Raw genomic sequence first — 13,422 nt, forward strand, 5'->3', positions numbered from 1 at the left:
CACGCACAAGAACTTTATCAACCTGGCCTACCTGATCCTGGGCAAGCTGGATCTCAGGCTACCCACTTGAAATGACGAGGAACCGATTTTTTCTTCCTGATGACGTTGTAGGGCTTTCATGGCTTATACAAAATAAGAAATTGTATAGTACAATAAGACTAACAAGGCTTCGGCGCAATGCGCAAGGTGTCTGAACCTGCATCCACTGACGAAGTATTTGCGTAATAGCTGATAAGGCCACTTTGCCAGGGTATTGCGATTGTGCTGTGGGGATTTGAGCATACCGAGACATTGCAGGTTCTGGATCATTCGAACCGACATAGGATGTTTGGGAAGCTTTGCGTTATCCTATACTAAGTGAGTACTTGTACAATACATTTAAAAACAATAAAGGAGACTTATGCGAGTTGCCATCATTGGTGCAGGTATTTCCGGGCTGGGGGCCGCCTGGATATTGCGGAAAACGCATAGCGTGAGTGTTTTCGAGGCGGCGGACTACCCCGGCGGTCATACTCACACCGTGGATGTCAGCCTGCAGGGTGTTTCAGCACCTGTAGATACCGGTTTTCTGGTGTTTAACGATCGAACCTACCCGAATTTGCTGGGGCTTTTCGCGGAACTGAATGTACCCTGGGCCGCCAGTGATATGTCCCTCAGTGTTCGTCTTCCTGCCCTGAATCTGGAATGGTGCGGCTCCAGTCTGAACACGCTTTTCGCCCAGAAGCGGAATATTTTGCGCCCGGCTTTTTGGGGATTGCTTAAGGATATTCTGCGCTTCAATCGCGAAGCGTTGGCCTGGTTAAAAAAAACCGATGCGGACATCACTCTGGACGAGTTTCTGTGTCGGGGAGCCTACGGGGAATGGTTTAAAACAGCCTATCTTCTGCCGATGGCGGCAGCCATCTGGTCTTGTCCAACCGGAACCATGCTGGCTTATCCGGCGCGTTCCATTTTGCAGTTTTATCGGAATCATGGACTGTTACAGATTTTTGATCGGCCACAATGGCGGACAGTTGTTGGTGGAGGCCGTGAATACGTCCAGCGCATCACTCGACAGCTCAGCGATGTCCGTCTGAATGCGCCGGTGGAAGCATTGCATCCGGCTCCGGAAGGCGGGGTCATGGTCCAGTTTGCCGGCAATCAGAAAGAACACTTTGATCAGGTCATTTGCGCCCTGCATGGCGATCAGGCCAGAAAGTTGCTGGGTGACCATTGGCCAGAACAAAGCGCGGCGCTGGCGCAGTGTCAATATCAGGACAATGAAGCCTACCTGCATTGGGATGAAAGTTTTCTTCCCAAGCATCGCAAAGCTTGGGCTGCCTGGAATTTTCATGAAGAAGGGGTTGCCGACGCCCGGCGTTCGGTGGCGGTCACCTATTTGATCAATCAGTTGCAACCTCTGCCCTTCAAGACGCCGGTTATGGTTACTTTGAACCCGCAGCGCGTACCGGATCCGCAAAAAACCTGGGCACAGTTTCATTATGCCCATCCGGTATTTGATCATGGGGCATTGGCTGGCCAGGAGGCAGTACGTCGCCTGCAAGGTCGTGATGGCTTATGGTTTTGTGGTGCCTGGCTAGGCCACGGTTTTCACGAAGACGGTTTGCGCAGTGCCGTAGAAGTCGCCAATCACATGGGTATTCGCGCTACCTGGCAAAAGCAGGCAAGCGTTGCTACTGAAACACGGATGGAAATATGGCCACAACAAGTCCTACGTTGAAAGGCGGGCTTTTGCTGGGCCGCGTCATGCATCGTCGCCTGCAGCCTTTGCGACGGGCTTTTCATTATCGGACTTTCAGTATTTGCTTTGATCTGGATGATTTGCCACGGCTACAAAAAATTCTTTCACGCTTCAGTCCCCTGCGTTTTCATGGTCGTGATCACGGCAGTCGTGATGGTACGGCACTTTCAGATTGGATGCGCGACATTTTTGCCGAACAGCAGATTGAAGCCAGCCGCTTTGTACTGGTTACCTATCCCCGTCTTTGGGGGTATGTTTTTAATCCGGTCAGCTTTTGGCTGGGCCTGGATGAAACCGGTGGGTTGCGCGGCGTTCTGGCAGAGGTGAATAACACTTTCGGCGAACACCATAGTTATTTACTGGCACATGATGATCGACGTGTCATCAGCAAGAGTGACTGGCTGGTTGCCAGTAAGGCTTTTCATGTATCCCCATTTTTACCGGTAGAAGGGCAGTATCGCTTTCGCTTTCATCTCGAAGATCAAGGGTTTCAGGCAGATATTCATTATCTGGATGTGGATGGCGCGCCATGTCTCATCACTCAAATTGCGGGGCAGCGCCGTGATCTGAATATTTCCAGCATCTGGCGGGCCGTTTTGCAGCAGCCTTTCATGACCTTCTCAGTCGTTTTTTTTATTCATTGGCAGGCCATCCGACTATGGCGTGCGCACATTCCTTTTCATAAAAAACCGGAGCCCCCCCAGCAGGAGATCAGTTTATGAGTACAGCGCTTGGTAACCAACGAATTCCTATGTCAGGACTTCCCCGCTCTGCACAAACCTTGCTGAAGATGCTGGAAGGCATGCATTGCGGACAATTGACGCTGAAAACCCCGGAAGGGGAAATTTTGCAGTTTCAGGGGGCAGACTCGGGTATTCAAGCCGAGTGGGTGGTGAATGACTGGCGGATTTTGTCGCTGCTGGCGCGGGATGGTGATATTGCTTTCGGGCGCGGTTACATGGAAGGCTTGTGGGAGAGCAGTGATCCGGTGGCATTGCTGCGCCTGGCTATTGCCAATCGTGCCATGGTCGAAAAATTCGTTGAGGGTTCATGGTCCCGGCGCTTGATATTCACCCTGCTGAACCGACTGTTGCGCGCCAATACCCGGCGCGGTAGCCGCAAGAATATTTCTTTTCACTACGACCTGGGCAATGAATTTTACCAGCTCTGGCTGGATTCGAGTATGACGTATTCCAGTGCCTTGTATGATGGTGACGATTCTCTGACGCTGACTGACGCCCAGGAAAGAAAATATGCACGGGCGCTCAGTGCCCTGAATTTGGCCCCTGGATCAAGACTTCTGGAAATAGGCTGTGGTTGGGGTGGATTTGCCGAATATGCAGCGCGTTGCGGGTTTTATGTGCATGGCATTACCCTGTCAAAAGAGCAGTTGGCTTATGCGAAAGAGCGTATCGAAAAGCAGGGACTCAGTCATTTAACGGAATTTTTCCTGATGGATTATCGGGATTTACAGGGTCGTTATGACGGAATTGTCTCCATCGAAATGCTCGAGGCGGTGGGTGCTGAATGGTGGTCCATTTATTTTCAGCAAATTCACCAGCTGCTGCGCAGAGGCGGACGGGCGCTGATCCAGAGTATTACCATCGCCGATGCGCGTTTTTCGGCCTATCAGAAAAGTTCTGATTTTATCCGTCATTATGTGTTTCCAGGCGGGATGCTCCCTTCGCCGGCCCGGCTGCAGGAGGAAATATCCACCGCCGGTTTGCAATTGCTCGAACGCAAAGATTTCGGTCAGGACTACGCCAGGACTTTGCGCATTTGGCGTCAGCGTTTTGATATTCAGGAAGAGGCCGTTAAAAGCCTTGGTTATGATTCGGTGTTCTGTAAAATGTGGCGATTTTATCTAGTTTATTGCGAAGCCGGTTTTGCGGAAGGCGAAATTGATCTGACCCAGGTAACCCTGACTCATGGCTAAGCTACTGACTATTCTCTGTTTGCTTTTAATGAGTCCGTTCGCCTGGTCTGCAGCACCCAAGGTTCCATTACCGGTAGCGGTAAAAACAGCGGCTCCGGATTTGCATTTGCTGGGTGCGGGACATCTGAACTGGCTGTTTTTCAGTGTTTATAACGCTGCGTTGTGGATCAGCAGCGATCAGTACACACCCACTCAGACTTTTGCCTTGGGCATTGACTATGAGCGCAGTTTCAGCAGCCACGAGCTGGTCAAGACTTCACTCAAGGAAATGCGGCGACTGGATGATCTGGATGCTGCCCAGTTGGCAAAATATCGGACTGACCTCCAGCATGCATTCCCGGATGTGAAAGCCGGTGATCAGATTGTCGGCTTGTGTATGCCCGGTAAATACACGGCTTTTTATTATAATGGCGTTCTCCATAGCAAAATTGATGACCCGCAGTTTTGTCCGGACTTTTTTGCCATCTGGTTGAGTCCTCATACCCAGGTGCCGGGTTTGCGCAAAAAGCTTTTGGATCGGCATGAATAAGCAGGATATTCCCTCCCTGAAAATGCTCCTGCTTTACGCGCCGCTGGGAATGCCCCTGGCGTTTGGTGCCTTGCCTGTATATCTGTTAATACCCCATTTATACGCCACGGATTTTGGGATGTCCCTGAGTTTGCTGGGTGTGATTTTGTTGGCAGTCCGCTTGCTGGATGCCGTGCAGGATCCCTTGATCGGGCTTTGGAGTGATCGCTGGGCAGAACAGCATCGGGGGCGGCGTCTGCTGATTCTTCTGGGTATTCCAGGAATGATTCTGGGTTTTTATCTGCTGTTTAATCCGCTGACGAGCATGATCTGGTTGAGTCTGAGCTTGTCCCTCATTGTTTTTTATATATTTTTCAGTGTCAGTAGTGTCAATTATCAGGCCTTGGGTGCAGAACTATCCCACGACTACAATGGCCGGACCTGGCTGACGACCAGCCGCGAGGCTGGTGCATTAATTGGGGTGTTACTTGCAGCAGCGTTGCCTGATCTGTTGATGAAGCATTTTGGGCGTCATCATGGCCTGGAAATTTTTGCAGGTATTTTTGCGGTGTTGCTCATTCTGGCGGTAATGCCTTTACAAAGGCGCAGTATGCAGCGTCCGGTGGTCGGCGAGAAAACGCCGTGGTGGACATTTTTTTCAGCGTTGCGACGTAAGCCATTACGGCACTTGCTGATTATTTATACCTTGTCGCAGTCTGCCAATGCCGTAGCTGGAACCCTGTTTTTCTTTTTTGTGGATGAAATTCTTGGTGCGCATCAATTGGCTCCCTTATTTCTACTGGCCTACTTTCTTTCGGGCGCATTGGGAATGCCTTTGTGGTTGTGGTTATCCAGTCATTTTAGTAAAAGTCTGGCCTGGCGCCTTTCCATGTTCATTGCCACCCTGGCATTTTTCTGCGCCTTTTTTCTACGCAGCGGTGATGTCTGGGGCTACGCGCTGATTTGCGTATTTACCGGTTTGACTCTCGGGGCAGATCAGTCCCTGCCGCCCAGTCTTCTGGCAGACCACAGTGATCAGGACAGTCGCAGTCGACCGGGAAATTATTTCGGGTTATTGAATTGGGTGGGCAAAGCCGCTACGGCCTTGGGTGCCGGTTTGATATTGCCACTTTTGCAGGCTCTCGGTTATTCCTCAGGGAAAGATCTTTGGGCCTTGTCTTTTTGTTATGCCGTGATTCCGGCGCTGACCAAAATCATCGCCATTATTTTGATGGGCTATTGGTCGGTAGAAGGTCGGGAGTTACGTTTTTCTGGTTCCATATCTGGGAGGGTATCATGAATACAGTACATAAAGTTTTGGGCTTGTCTTTGGTGATGGCGCTGGCTGGTTGTGCCACTCAGCCGCAGGAATACGCACAAAGCCATCCTAAATTCGATTTGAAGACTTTTTTTAATGGCCCCTTGATGGCCCAGGGTGTTTTTGAAAATCGCTCAGGTAAGGTCGTCAATCGCTTTGTGGTGCGCATGATGGGCACCTGGCAGGGGAATCAGGGAACCCTGGTGGAAAACTTCACCTATTTTGATGCTGCCGGTAAAAAGACCTATCAACAGCGGGTCTGGCATCTTACTGAAACCAGTACACATCACTTTGTTGGCAGTGCTGAAGGCTCGGCCGGTGATGTCAAAAAGGCTTCTGGTGATGCCTTCGGATTTGCCCTGCACTGGTCCTACGATGTGCGTCAGCCGGTCGGTAAAAGCTTTTACAATCTGCACGCCAATGACTGGATGTACATGATCACTCCCGATACGGTCATGGATCACACTGACGTCACCTGGTATGGATTACATGCCGGCAACATCTTTTTGGAGATGCATAAATTGCCGGATACGGCGGCTAATCGGGAAAAAGTCGCCGCAATTAAATAGTTTTATTCATCAACAAGTTCAACCAGTTGCTGCAATTTCTGGGGTTTGAAGCGGGCCCATAGCAAACCCCAGATAAATACCAATAGCACGAGTAGCACAAACAGCACCGTGGCAGCACCTTCTCCGCCGGCAGGTAAGGGCCATAAACTGACTTCCAGCACTTTGAGCAGCAGCGGCAGGGAAATGACGGCGACGATCAGGCTGAACCAGCGCCAGACATGTTTTTGTCGAAATAAATATAGAGGCGTAGCGATATTGGCGAGGCTGTAAATCAACAAAAAAGCCAATCCGGTAAATGTGCCAAAAGTCCCGACCACGGACAAAATGGAAAAATGGCCCACGCTTACCACCAATATACTGAACAGAACCAGCACAGCGAGGAGACCCATGGCGCGGGTAGGGGTCCCATGCGAGGGGTGCCGGAAATGCAAATACTGACTGATGACTTGATGTCCCGCCATGCTGAATAAAATGCGGGAAATACTATTCAGGGTGGCGATGGTCGCTGAAAAAGCAGCAGTAGCCATGGCCAGATCCGAAAAAATGCCCAGCCAGGGCCTGCCAATAGCCTCGGCAATCCGGTTGAGAGGAGCAGGGCTGTTACCAATGGCGGTGGGGATGTGGGCAAAGGCCAGAATTTCAATGTAGGCCATAGCCACAAAAAACAAGCCGACCATCCCCACGGAAAAGAGCATGACCTTGGGAATTGCCGTGCGCGCAGCCTGGGTTTCCCCGGCAAGGTTCCCGGCTGTTTCAAAACCGCCGTAAGCCAACAGGGATAATATTAAAGCCTGGGTAAACGGGCTTTGCTGCAGTTGCGTAAAATGCCATTGAGCCGGATCTCGCCAGCCAAAATGTCCCAGCGTAAATGCGGCAATCAACACAATGCAGGCGATGGAAAAAATTTCCACCCAAAGTCCCCAGCGGGCGGAAATTTCAATGCCGCGCCGCGCCAGTCTCCAGGCAATCAGCAGGTATACAAAAGCAATAAGCGCAATCCAGCCGATGCCGTGAATGGGCCAGAAAAAGGCCAGGGCCTGCTCCAGAAAAAGGCCCCCTAACAGGGGCGCAGCTGCCAGGGCACCAAAATATCCGGCAATCATGACAAAGCCCGCCAGCATCCCGGCTATGGGGTGCAAGGCTTTGCTCAGATAAAAAAACAAGGAGCCCGGAGAAGGGAAATGCCGGGCCAAAATGCCAATTTGCAGGGCGACCAGCATCATCAGGATGCCTATGACGCTATAGGCCAGCCAGGTAAAATTGCCACTGTGCACCGCCACCAGGGAAATGGTAACGGCGGGCATTGCCGAGGGGGTAATGTTGGCGACCGCATGGCCCCAAATTTCACTGGGGCTGACGGACTTGGCGCTGGAGTGCATAAATCGGGATACTCATTATTCTGACTGTAGTGAAAAATTATAAGGGGATGGCCCTATAAAAGCGATGAGAGCGTTAGTCCGGCCAGTGTGAATACAGCCAGCGCCGACTGGGCTTGCCCTGAGGCACTGGCGCATCGTCCCAGAACTGTGCCGCTGGAATGGACAGCGGATAGGGCTCTTGCCATTTTTTGCGTAATGTAGAGACCCGTTCGCCGGGTACTTTAGCAACGGCGGTCAGATGCCGCGCTCCTGGCGCGCCGAGGATAATGCTTTCGGCCTCTGGATACTGGTCTGTCAACCGGGCTTCTTCCGCTTCGGGACGGATGCTGTGACCATTTGCCAAACTGAATCCCGCATCTTCACGACCGCGCCAAAACAAGCAGCCGTCAGGATCCTGGCTGACTTCATCGCCACTGTTGATCCAGCCCTGATCATCCTGAATGCTTTGCCAACCCGATGCGGACAGGCGAGCATCGGCTTGTCCGGGAGAATGATAATGGAGGGTTTCGCCACGCAACGCATATTCCACCAGGGAATGTCCCAAGATAAATGGCTGAAACTCTCCAGGATGCCCCAGCGTGATTCCCGGCCCGGCCTCGCTTTGTCCATAACCTACCCGCAGCGCAGTGCCCTGGAGTTGATTGGCAAGAACTTTACCAATGGGAGCGCCGCCAATAATGCCACCCTGCAGGCTATGCAAGAATTTTGGGGTAAGCAGGCGTGCTATGCGCGGAACCGTCAAGAGATGGCTGCAGTCCTGGGGTGGATGGCGGGCGCGCTGTGCTTCTACCTGAATAACACTACCTGCCATGCAGGCGGGCAGTAATTCCAGTACACCCGCAAAGGCATGGGCCCAGGGTAGGGTGTTCCAGAGCAGACTATTGGCGCTGAGTTGCAGTGCCGGTAAATGGGTGGCGACTTGCCAATCTAACGCAGCAAAGCTGAGTCGGTAAGCATTTCCGCCTCCCATACTGCCCGAGCTCCACAAAATCAGGGCCGCATCCTGATCGTCATGGATGCCGCCTTCCAGTATTTCTTCCTGAACACGATCTGACGGGTAATGTATCCACAGCGCGGGCTGGAGCAGTTTCAGGCGGCGCTGGGTTTCCAGAGGATGCAGGATGGGTAGTGGACAGAATATCCAGTCTCCCATCCAGCAGGCCAGCATATAGGCCAAATAAGCGGGACTGTTGGGTAGGCTGACTGCAATTCTGCTTTCGGGGATGATTTTGGCACGACGCCAGCGGGTTTTAATACGGGCGGCTCTGGCCCAGAGCGAATGTCCCGGCCAGGCATGGGTATTACCATCCAGGTGCCAGTCCAGCGCAAAACCCCGATGCAGACCTTCTGCCAGATGCTGCAGAAATTTATGGCGGCCAGACAAGTTCAGGACACCAGATCCACATTTATTTGCCTTAACAACAAGTGCAGTTGGTTACGAAAATCTTCGGGAATATCACTTTCAATGTGCTGGATTTCCAGATCAACGGTTTGCAAAAGCTGAATTTGCTGTTCGCTCAGGAAATGACCTCCATCCTGCTGAAAGGCATTGTTCAGCATTTGCCACAGGCTGTTCAGGCAGACCAGGTAAAGTTGCCGTTGTTCCTGATGTATTTCGGACAGATCTATCAGCGCTTGCACCAGTTCATCGGCATACGCCAGAAACTGGGTAATGACTTTGTTTTCCGCAGGAACCTGCATCAGCCCAGATCCTCATATAACTGGATAATACGATCGATAAAAATAAAAAAAAGCGGACTTTTACGCATATCGAAAAACATGTGCACATGGGCAGAGATAGGGCGGATACGATAGGTGAACGTATAGTAAAAATGCGCGTCCAGAGACCCCTCCTGGATACCCTGACGGAATCTTCCACGAAACAGGCGGCTAGCCGTGCAGGGTGCGACTTCCGTAAAAAAGTTGCGGCCCAGTACTTCGGTCACGCTCAAACCACTCAGGCGTGCTTCTGCTGCGTTAAAGATTTTTACCTGAGCATGACTGTCCAGAGCAATGATGCCAAAACGCTGCCGGTCAGCCATTTGCGCATTGATCTGGTCGGGGTTGTTCAGGATGGCATCTGCAACAAAAGTGTGGGCTAACATTCACGTTCCTTGGACAAAGACACAATAACAGGCAGAACAGATTCTGTGCCATGATGTTGTCAGGCAGCGGGGTGACCGCCAGAATCCTCTCAAGTCATGGGCTTTCCTGATCATTTATGGGACGATACATCCAGTCAATGTGTGCAGGAACCTGAGTGACAATGATAAAATAGATTGCTGTTCAGGGTCCATATGTCAATAAGGCGTCATATACAAAAAGGGAACGGTTGTGGATATCAGCACGGATGAAACAGAAGTACCGCAATTTCCAATCAGTGTGGTTGAGCAGGAAACCGGTATTTCAAAAGAGTTGCTGCGCATGTGGGAACGGCGATACGCCTTTCCGGTGCCAGGTCGGGATGCGGCAGGTAACCGTCTGTATAGTCGTGCGCAGATTGATCGGCTGCACCAGATTAATCAATTACTGGCAGTCGGGTATCGGCCGGGTGCCGTGGTGGGTGCCGATGCGCAGAAAATCGACAACCTGGTGGCTGAAATTCCTGCGCAGCACCCGGCAGCCCGCGAAGATCCAGCAGTACTGGCAGAAGCCCTCGATATGCTGGCCTCTGATCGTCCAGAGCAGTTGCGTAGTTACATGCGCCGCCAGCTGCAGCAGGAAGGACTTCCCCGCTTTGTGCTGCAGGTAGCCGCGCCTTTGCTGCAGCGCGTCGCCCGTGCCCGAATGATGGGCGAAATAAAGCCTTATCGGGAGGGCTGCCTTCAGGAACTGCTGATGGAATGTCTTTACGTCGCGACCAGTCAGTTACCGGGTGGTGAAACCCGCCTGCGGGTTTTGCTGGCGAGTTTTCCAGGAGAGGGCCGCACGCTGGAATTGCAGATGACCCGCGCCCTGCTGATGGGTGAGGGTGTAGATGTTTTGTTCATCGGTTCTGAGCCAGAAGTGGATGATTTGATTGCGGCAGCAGAAGCCTGTCATGTGCAGGTGATTCATCTGGCGGTGTCAGCGGCTTCGGTCAATGCGCAGAACCGCCAGCTATTACATGACTTGCAACAACGCATGCCTGCAGGAGTTAGCTTATGGTTGGGGGGTAGTGGTTGCCAGGAGCTGGGAGCTGCAAAGGATGAATCCTGTTTTGTGCGCTTGCAGGATATGTTGAAAGCCATTCGCGAATGGGTCTGAACATCCCTTAGAAGTGACTAACATTTGTTTACTACAAATGATTGACAAAGTCGTGGGCGTGGTCTAAATTTCAATCGTTGATTGAATTCCAGGAGCGTGTCATGGCAAACACCGATTCAGTGCTGGTAGTAGGAGCGGGTCCCGCAGGTCTTTCAGCAGCAGCAACCATTGCCTCCATGGGTAAAAAAGCCGTCATCGTCGAGAAAGAAGATGTTCTGGGTGGAGCCCCCATCATTTCCGGCTATGCGCGTCTGGTCCCCTCGGGTGAATGGGCCAAGGACGCCATCGGTCGTATGGTAAGTCGAGTCACCGGCAATAAAGATGTGGCGATTCATACTTCAACAAAAGTAATCCGGTTTGAAGGTGAAGCAGGCAATTTTACGGCGACTTTGAGTTCCGGTGAGAAAGTAGATGCGGGTGCGGTGGTTCTGGCCACCGGGTTTACGCATTTTGACTCTAATCAATAAACCCGAATGGGGGTTCGGCACCTATGAGGATGTGCTGACCACAACCCAGATGGAACAGATGGTCGCAACCGGACAAATTCGTTGTCCCTCGGATGGAAGAGTTCCGGAGAGGGTCGCGATATTGTTGTGCGTAGGTTCTCGCGACCGCCAGATCGGCAGGGAGTGGTGTTCCAAAATCTGCTGCACGGTGTCCACTAATCTGGCTATGGAAATCAAGGAGATGTCACCGACCACCGATGTGTTCATCTATTACATGGACATTCGTACCTTCGGTCTTTACGAGGACAAGTTCTACTGGAAAAGCCAAGAAGAATTCAAAACCAAGTTCGTCAAGGCTCGTATTGCCGAAGTAACGAAATCTCCGGATGGACGCTTACTGGTCAAAGGCGAAGATACCCTGGTTAAACGTCCTATTGTTATTCCCATGGACATGGTAGTGCACGCTATTGGCATGGATCCTAATGCACTGAATCCTGAAATTGCCAAAGTGTTTGGTATCGGTCTTGAGAAGCACGGCTTTATTGATCGCGCCGAGCAATATACCAACACGCAAGGAACAACTCGCAGGGGCATTTATGTTTGTGGCGCAGCTACAGGTCCTGAAACCATTGATGATTCAATGGCACAAGGCCAGTCTGCGGGTGCCCGGGCGGTAGCTGATTTGTATCAATTGCTGGCGGCCTCTGCCTGATTTTCCGTTATTTTTGAGTTCTCTTCAGTTGTGGATTCTGGTGGCCTTGAGGGATGCTATGCATCCCTCTTTTTTGCTGTATAAAGATGTTTAAATAGTATTCACAAATTCCAGTGACAGGCGCGCTATGAAACAATACGAATCATCACTTCCGGTATTTCATATCAATCAATTTTTCAATGGTCCTGCGGTGGCTACGGGAGTTTTCCAAGACCGCTCGGGGAAGGTGGTCAATCGCTTTATCATGTATTTATTGGGGACGTGGCAGACAGATTCTGTTGGTTCCCTGAGTGAAAAATTTCTGTTTCTGGATAATGACGGTAAGGCCAGTCAAGCTGAACGTTTATGGCAATTGCAGGTGACTGGTGACCATAAATTTACCGCAACTGCACAAGGTTCTGCAGGGGATATTGTGGGGCTTGCTCAGGGAGAAGCTGAAGGATTTGCCATGCGCTGGCGGTATACGGTAAGACAACCGGTGGGTAAACGGTTTTTCAATTTGCGTGTGGATGACTGGATGTATTTGATTGATAAAGATCATGTTGTTAACCGCAGCAAAATGCGCTTTTTAGGCTTTTTTGTGGGTGACGTGAGTATAGAAATTCATCGCTTGGCGGATACGCCAGAAAATCGTAAAGCCATGCTGCAGTTACCGCGCGTGGGCGATCCGGTGCCCGTATGAGCGATAAGTCCTATTGGCAGGGTAAACGTTGCTGGTTGATCGGGGCCAGTACGGGAATCGGTGCTGCCTGCGCCGCAGCACTGAATGCCCAAGGTGCCCGGCTTGCGCTGACGGCGCGCAATCCAGCCAAGCTTGCGGATCTGGCCGCCAAGCTGAGTAACGATAACAGCCTGGTTTGCCCTGCCGATGTGACGACTCCGGATGAACTACACAAAGCCTATACAGATATTCGCGAACAATGGGGCGGTCTGGATGTGCTTCTGTTTCTTGCCGGCACCTATCAGGCTGCACGGAGCTGGGAACTCAACCCGGACCAGGCCCGTCAGGCCATCAGCACCAATTATCTGGGCGCGGTAGATGCTGTACATACGGTACTTGCCGATTGGCTCGCGGCCGGACAGGGGCAGATCGTCCTGACCTCCAGCGTTGCTGGTCTGCGCGGTTTACCCCAGTCTTTATATTACGGACCCAGCAAAGCGGCGCTGACCCATTTCGCCGAAGTCCTGCATCTGGATCTGGAAGCCAAGGGGATCAAGGTTCAGGTCATTCATCCCGGTTTTGTTGCAACGCCCCTGACCGCGCACAACGACTTTCCCATGCCCAATTTAATCAGCCCCGAACAGGCAGCTACGGAAATTTTGGCGGGTATGGAAAGCAGCGCGTTTGAAATTCACTTCCCCCGCGCCTTTACCCGCAAGCTCAAGTTTCTGCGCTGCCTGCCCTATCGCTGGTATTTTGCGTTGATTCATCGTTCTACGGGGCTGTAGATAAACGGCGTTAAAAGCCACGCACCAGCAAAAGCCTCTCATCAACCCGAGCCATTGTCCTGCAATGTCGTTGAGCTTGGCTGTAATCGCTTCCGGCCAAAACCAACCACCAATCCCC

The 13,422-nt window shown here is 51.8% G+C and carries 13 protein-coding genes and 1 pseudogene; 10 read left to right on the top strand and 4 right to left on the bottom strand.

The genetic code is table 11. The annotated features are described in order from the left end of the window. Positions 1–400 precede the first annotated feature (400 nt). From HAP95_RS09375 to HAP95_RS09400, 6 genes are read left to right on the top strand one after another with little or no spacing between them, the layout of a single operon-like run. On the top strand, positions 401–1,720 hold the full coding sequence (locus HAP95_RS09375; protein ID WP_215883970.1) for an NAD(P)/FAD-dependent oxidoreductase: 1,320 nt from the start codon (positions 401–403) through the stop codon (positions 1,718–1,720). Beyond that, positions 1,696–2,463, top strand: coding sequence for a DUF1365 domain-containing protein (locus tag HAP95_RS09380; protein WP_215883971.1), 768 nt, complete (start codon positions 1,696–1,698; stop codon positions 2,461–2,463). Before HAP95_RS09375 ends, HAP95_RS09380 begins: the two co-directional genes overlap by 25 nt. Then, positions 2,460–3,677, top strand: coding sequence for an SAM-dependent methyltransferase (locus HAP95_RS09385; protein ID WP_215883972.1), 1,218 nt, complete (start codon positions 2,460–2,462; stop codon positions 3,675–3,677). The genes HAP95_RS09380 and HAP95_RS09385 overlap by 4 nt, the downstream gene beginning before the upstream one ends. Beyond that, positions 3,670–4,206 (top strand): chalcone isomerase family protein, encoded by a 537-nt coding sequence (locus HAP95_RS09390; RefSeq protein WP_215883973.1) that lies wholly within the window; start codon positions 3,670–3,672, stop codon positions 4,204–4,206. Before HAP95_RS09385 ends, HAP95_RS09390 begins: the two co-directional genes overlap by 8 nt. Further along, a complete protein-coding gene (locus HAP95_RS09395; RefSeq protein ID WP_215883974.1) occupies positions 4,199–5,485 on the top strand; it encodes an MFS transporter in 1,287 nt (428 codons plus the stop codon). The genes HAP95_RS09390 and HAP95_RS09395 overlap by 8 nt, the downstream gene beginning before the upstream one ends. Beyond that, positions 5,482–6,072: a DUF3833 domain-containing protein gene (locus tag HAP95_RS09400; RefSeq protein ID WP_215883975.1), complete on the top strand. Its 591-nt coding sequence runs from the start codon at positions 5,482–5,484 to the stop codon at positions 6,070–6,072. The genes HAP95_RS09395 and HAP95_RS09400 overlap by 4 nt, the downstream gene beginning before the upstream one ends. 2 nt (positions 6,073–6,074) lie before the next feature. Here the strand turns inward: HAP95_RS09400 and HAP95_RS09405 are convergent, their stop codons facing one another. From HAP95_RS09405 to HAP95_RS09420, 4 genes are all read right to left on the bottom strand, one after another. Continuing rightward, positions 6,075–7,451 carry an APC family permease gene (locus tag HAP95_RS09405; RefSeq protein WP_215883976.1) on the bottom strand — a complete coding sequence of 459 codons (1,377 nt, stop codon included), beginning with the start codon at positions 7,449–7,451 and terminating at the stop codon, positions 6,075–6,077. Positions 7,452–7,524: 73 nt separating this feature from the next. Further along, positions 7,525–8,835 carry an AMP-binding protein gene (locus HAP95_RS09410; protein WP_215883977.1) on the bottom strand — a complete coding sequence of 437 codons (1,311 nt, stop codon included), beginning with the start codon at positions 8,833–8,835 and terminating at the stop codon, positions 7,525–7,527. 2 nt (positions 8,836–8,837) lie between these two features. Then, positions 8,838–9,152: a hypothetical protein gene (locus tag HAP95_RS09415; protein WP_215883978.1), complete on the bottom strand. Its 315-nt coding sequence runs from the start codon at positions 9,150–9,152 to the stop codon at positions 8,838–8,840. Further along, positions 9,152–9,556: a PAS domain-containing protein gene (locus tag HAP95_RS09420; RefSeq protein WP_215883979.1), complete on the bottom strand. Its 405-nt coding sequence runs from the start codon at positions 9,554–9,556 to the stop codon at positions 9,152–9,154. Before HAP95_RS09420 ends, HAP95_RS09415 begins: the two co-directional genes overlap by 1 nt. A gap of 229 nt (positions 9,557–9,785) precedes the next feature. Between HAP95_RS09420 and HAP95_RS09425 the strand changes: the two genes are divergently transcribed. From HAP95_RS09425 to HAP95_RS09440, 4 genes and pseudogenes are all read left to right on the top strand, one after another. Then, a complete protein-coding gene (locus HAP95_RS09425) occupies positions 9,786–10,697 on the top strand; it encodes a MerR family transcriptional regulator (RefSeq protein ID WP_215883980.1) in 912 nt (303 codons plus the stop codon). A 101-nt stretch (positions 10,698–10,798) separates the two neighbouring features. Beyond that, positions 10,799–11,855: pseudogene (locus tag HAP95_RS09430) on the top strand (CoB--CoM heterodisulfide reductase iron-sulfur subunit A family protein). A 94-nt stretch (positions 11,856–11,949) separates the two neighbouring features. Beyond that, positions 11,950–12,537: a DUF3833 family protein gene (locus HAP95_RS09435; RefSeq protein ID WP_368356574.1), complete on the top strand. Its 588-nt coding sequence runs from the start codon at positions 11,950–11,952 to the stop codon at positions 12,535–12,537. Next, the gene (locus HAP95_RS09440) at positions 12,534–13,304 is read left to right on the top strand and encodes an SDR family NAD(P)-dependent oxidoreductase (protein WP_215883982.1); all 771 of its coding nucleotides are present in this window, start codon (positions 12,534–12,536) and stop codon (positions 13,302–13,304) included. The genes HAP95_RS09435 and HAP95_RS09440 overlap by 4 nt, the downstream gene beginning before the upstream one ends. Positions 13,305–13,422: the final 118 nt, after the last annotated feature.

The organism is Acidithiobacillus sulfurivorans (assembly GCF_018853815.1).
Lineage (GTDB): Bacteria > Pseudomonadota > Gammaproteobacteria > Acidithiobacillales > Acidithiobacillaceae > Acidithiobacillus > Acidithiobacillus sulfurivorans.

Excerpts from the sequence above, each read along its gene's own strand:
- HAP95_RS09375 (WP_215883970.1), top strand. The coding sequence starts at position 401 with ATGCGAGTTGCCATCATTGGTGCAGGTATTTCCGGGCTGGGGGCCGCC.
- HAP95_RS09380 (WP_215883971.1), top strand. The coding sequence starts at position 1,696 with ATGGCCACAACAAGTCCTACGTTGAAAGGCGGGCTTTTGCTGGGCCGC.
- HAP95_RS09385 (WP_215883972.1), top strand. The coding sequence starts at position 2,460 with ATGAGTACAGCGCTTGGTAACCAACGAATTCCTATGTCAGGACTTCCC.
- HAP95_RS09420 (WP_215883979.1), bottom strand. The coding sequence starts at position 9,556 with ATGTTAGCCCACACTTTTGTTGCAGATGCCATCCTGAACAACCCCGAC.
- HAP95_RS09395 (WP_215883974.1), top strand. The coding sequence starts at position 4,199 with ATGAATAAGCAGGATATTCCCTCCCTGAAAATGCTCCTGCTTTACGCG.
- HAP95_RS09405 (WP_215883976.1), bottom strand. The coding sequence starts at position 7,451 with ATGCACTCCAGCGCCAAGTCCGTCAGCCCCAGTGAAATTTGGGGCCAT.
- HAP95_RS09400 (WP_215883975.1), top strand. The coding sequence starts at position 5,482 with ATGAATACAGTACATAAAGTTTTGGGCTTGTCTTTGGTGATGGCGCTG.
- HAP95_RS09415 (WP_215883978.1), bottom strand. The coding sequence starts at position 9,152 with ATGCAGGTTCCTGCGGAAAACAAAGTCATTACCCAGTTTCTGGCGTAT.
- HAP95_RS09440 (WP_215883982.1), top strand. The coding sequence starts at position 12,534 with ATGAGCGATAAGTCCTATTGGCAGGGTAAACGTTGCTGGTTGATCGGG.
- HAP95_RS09390 (WP_215883973.1), top strand. The coding sequence starts at position 3,670 with ATGGCTAAGCTACTGACTATTCTCTGTTTGCTTTTAATGAGTCCGTTC.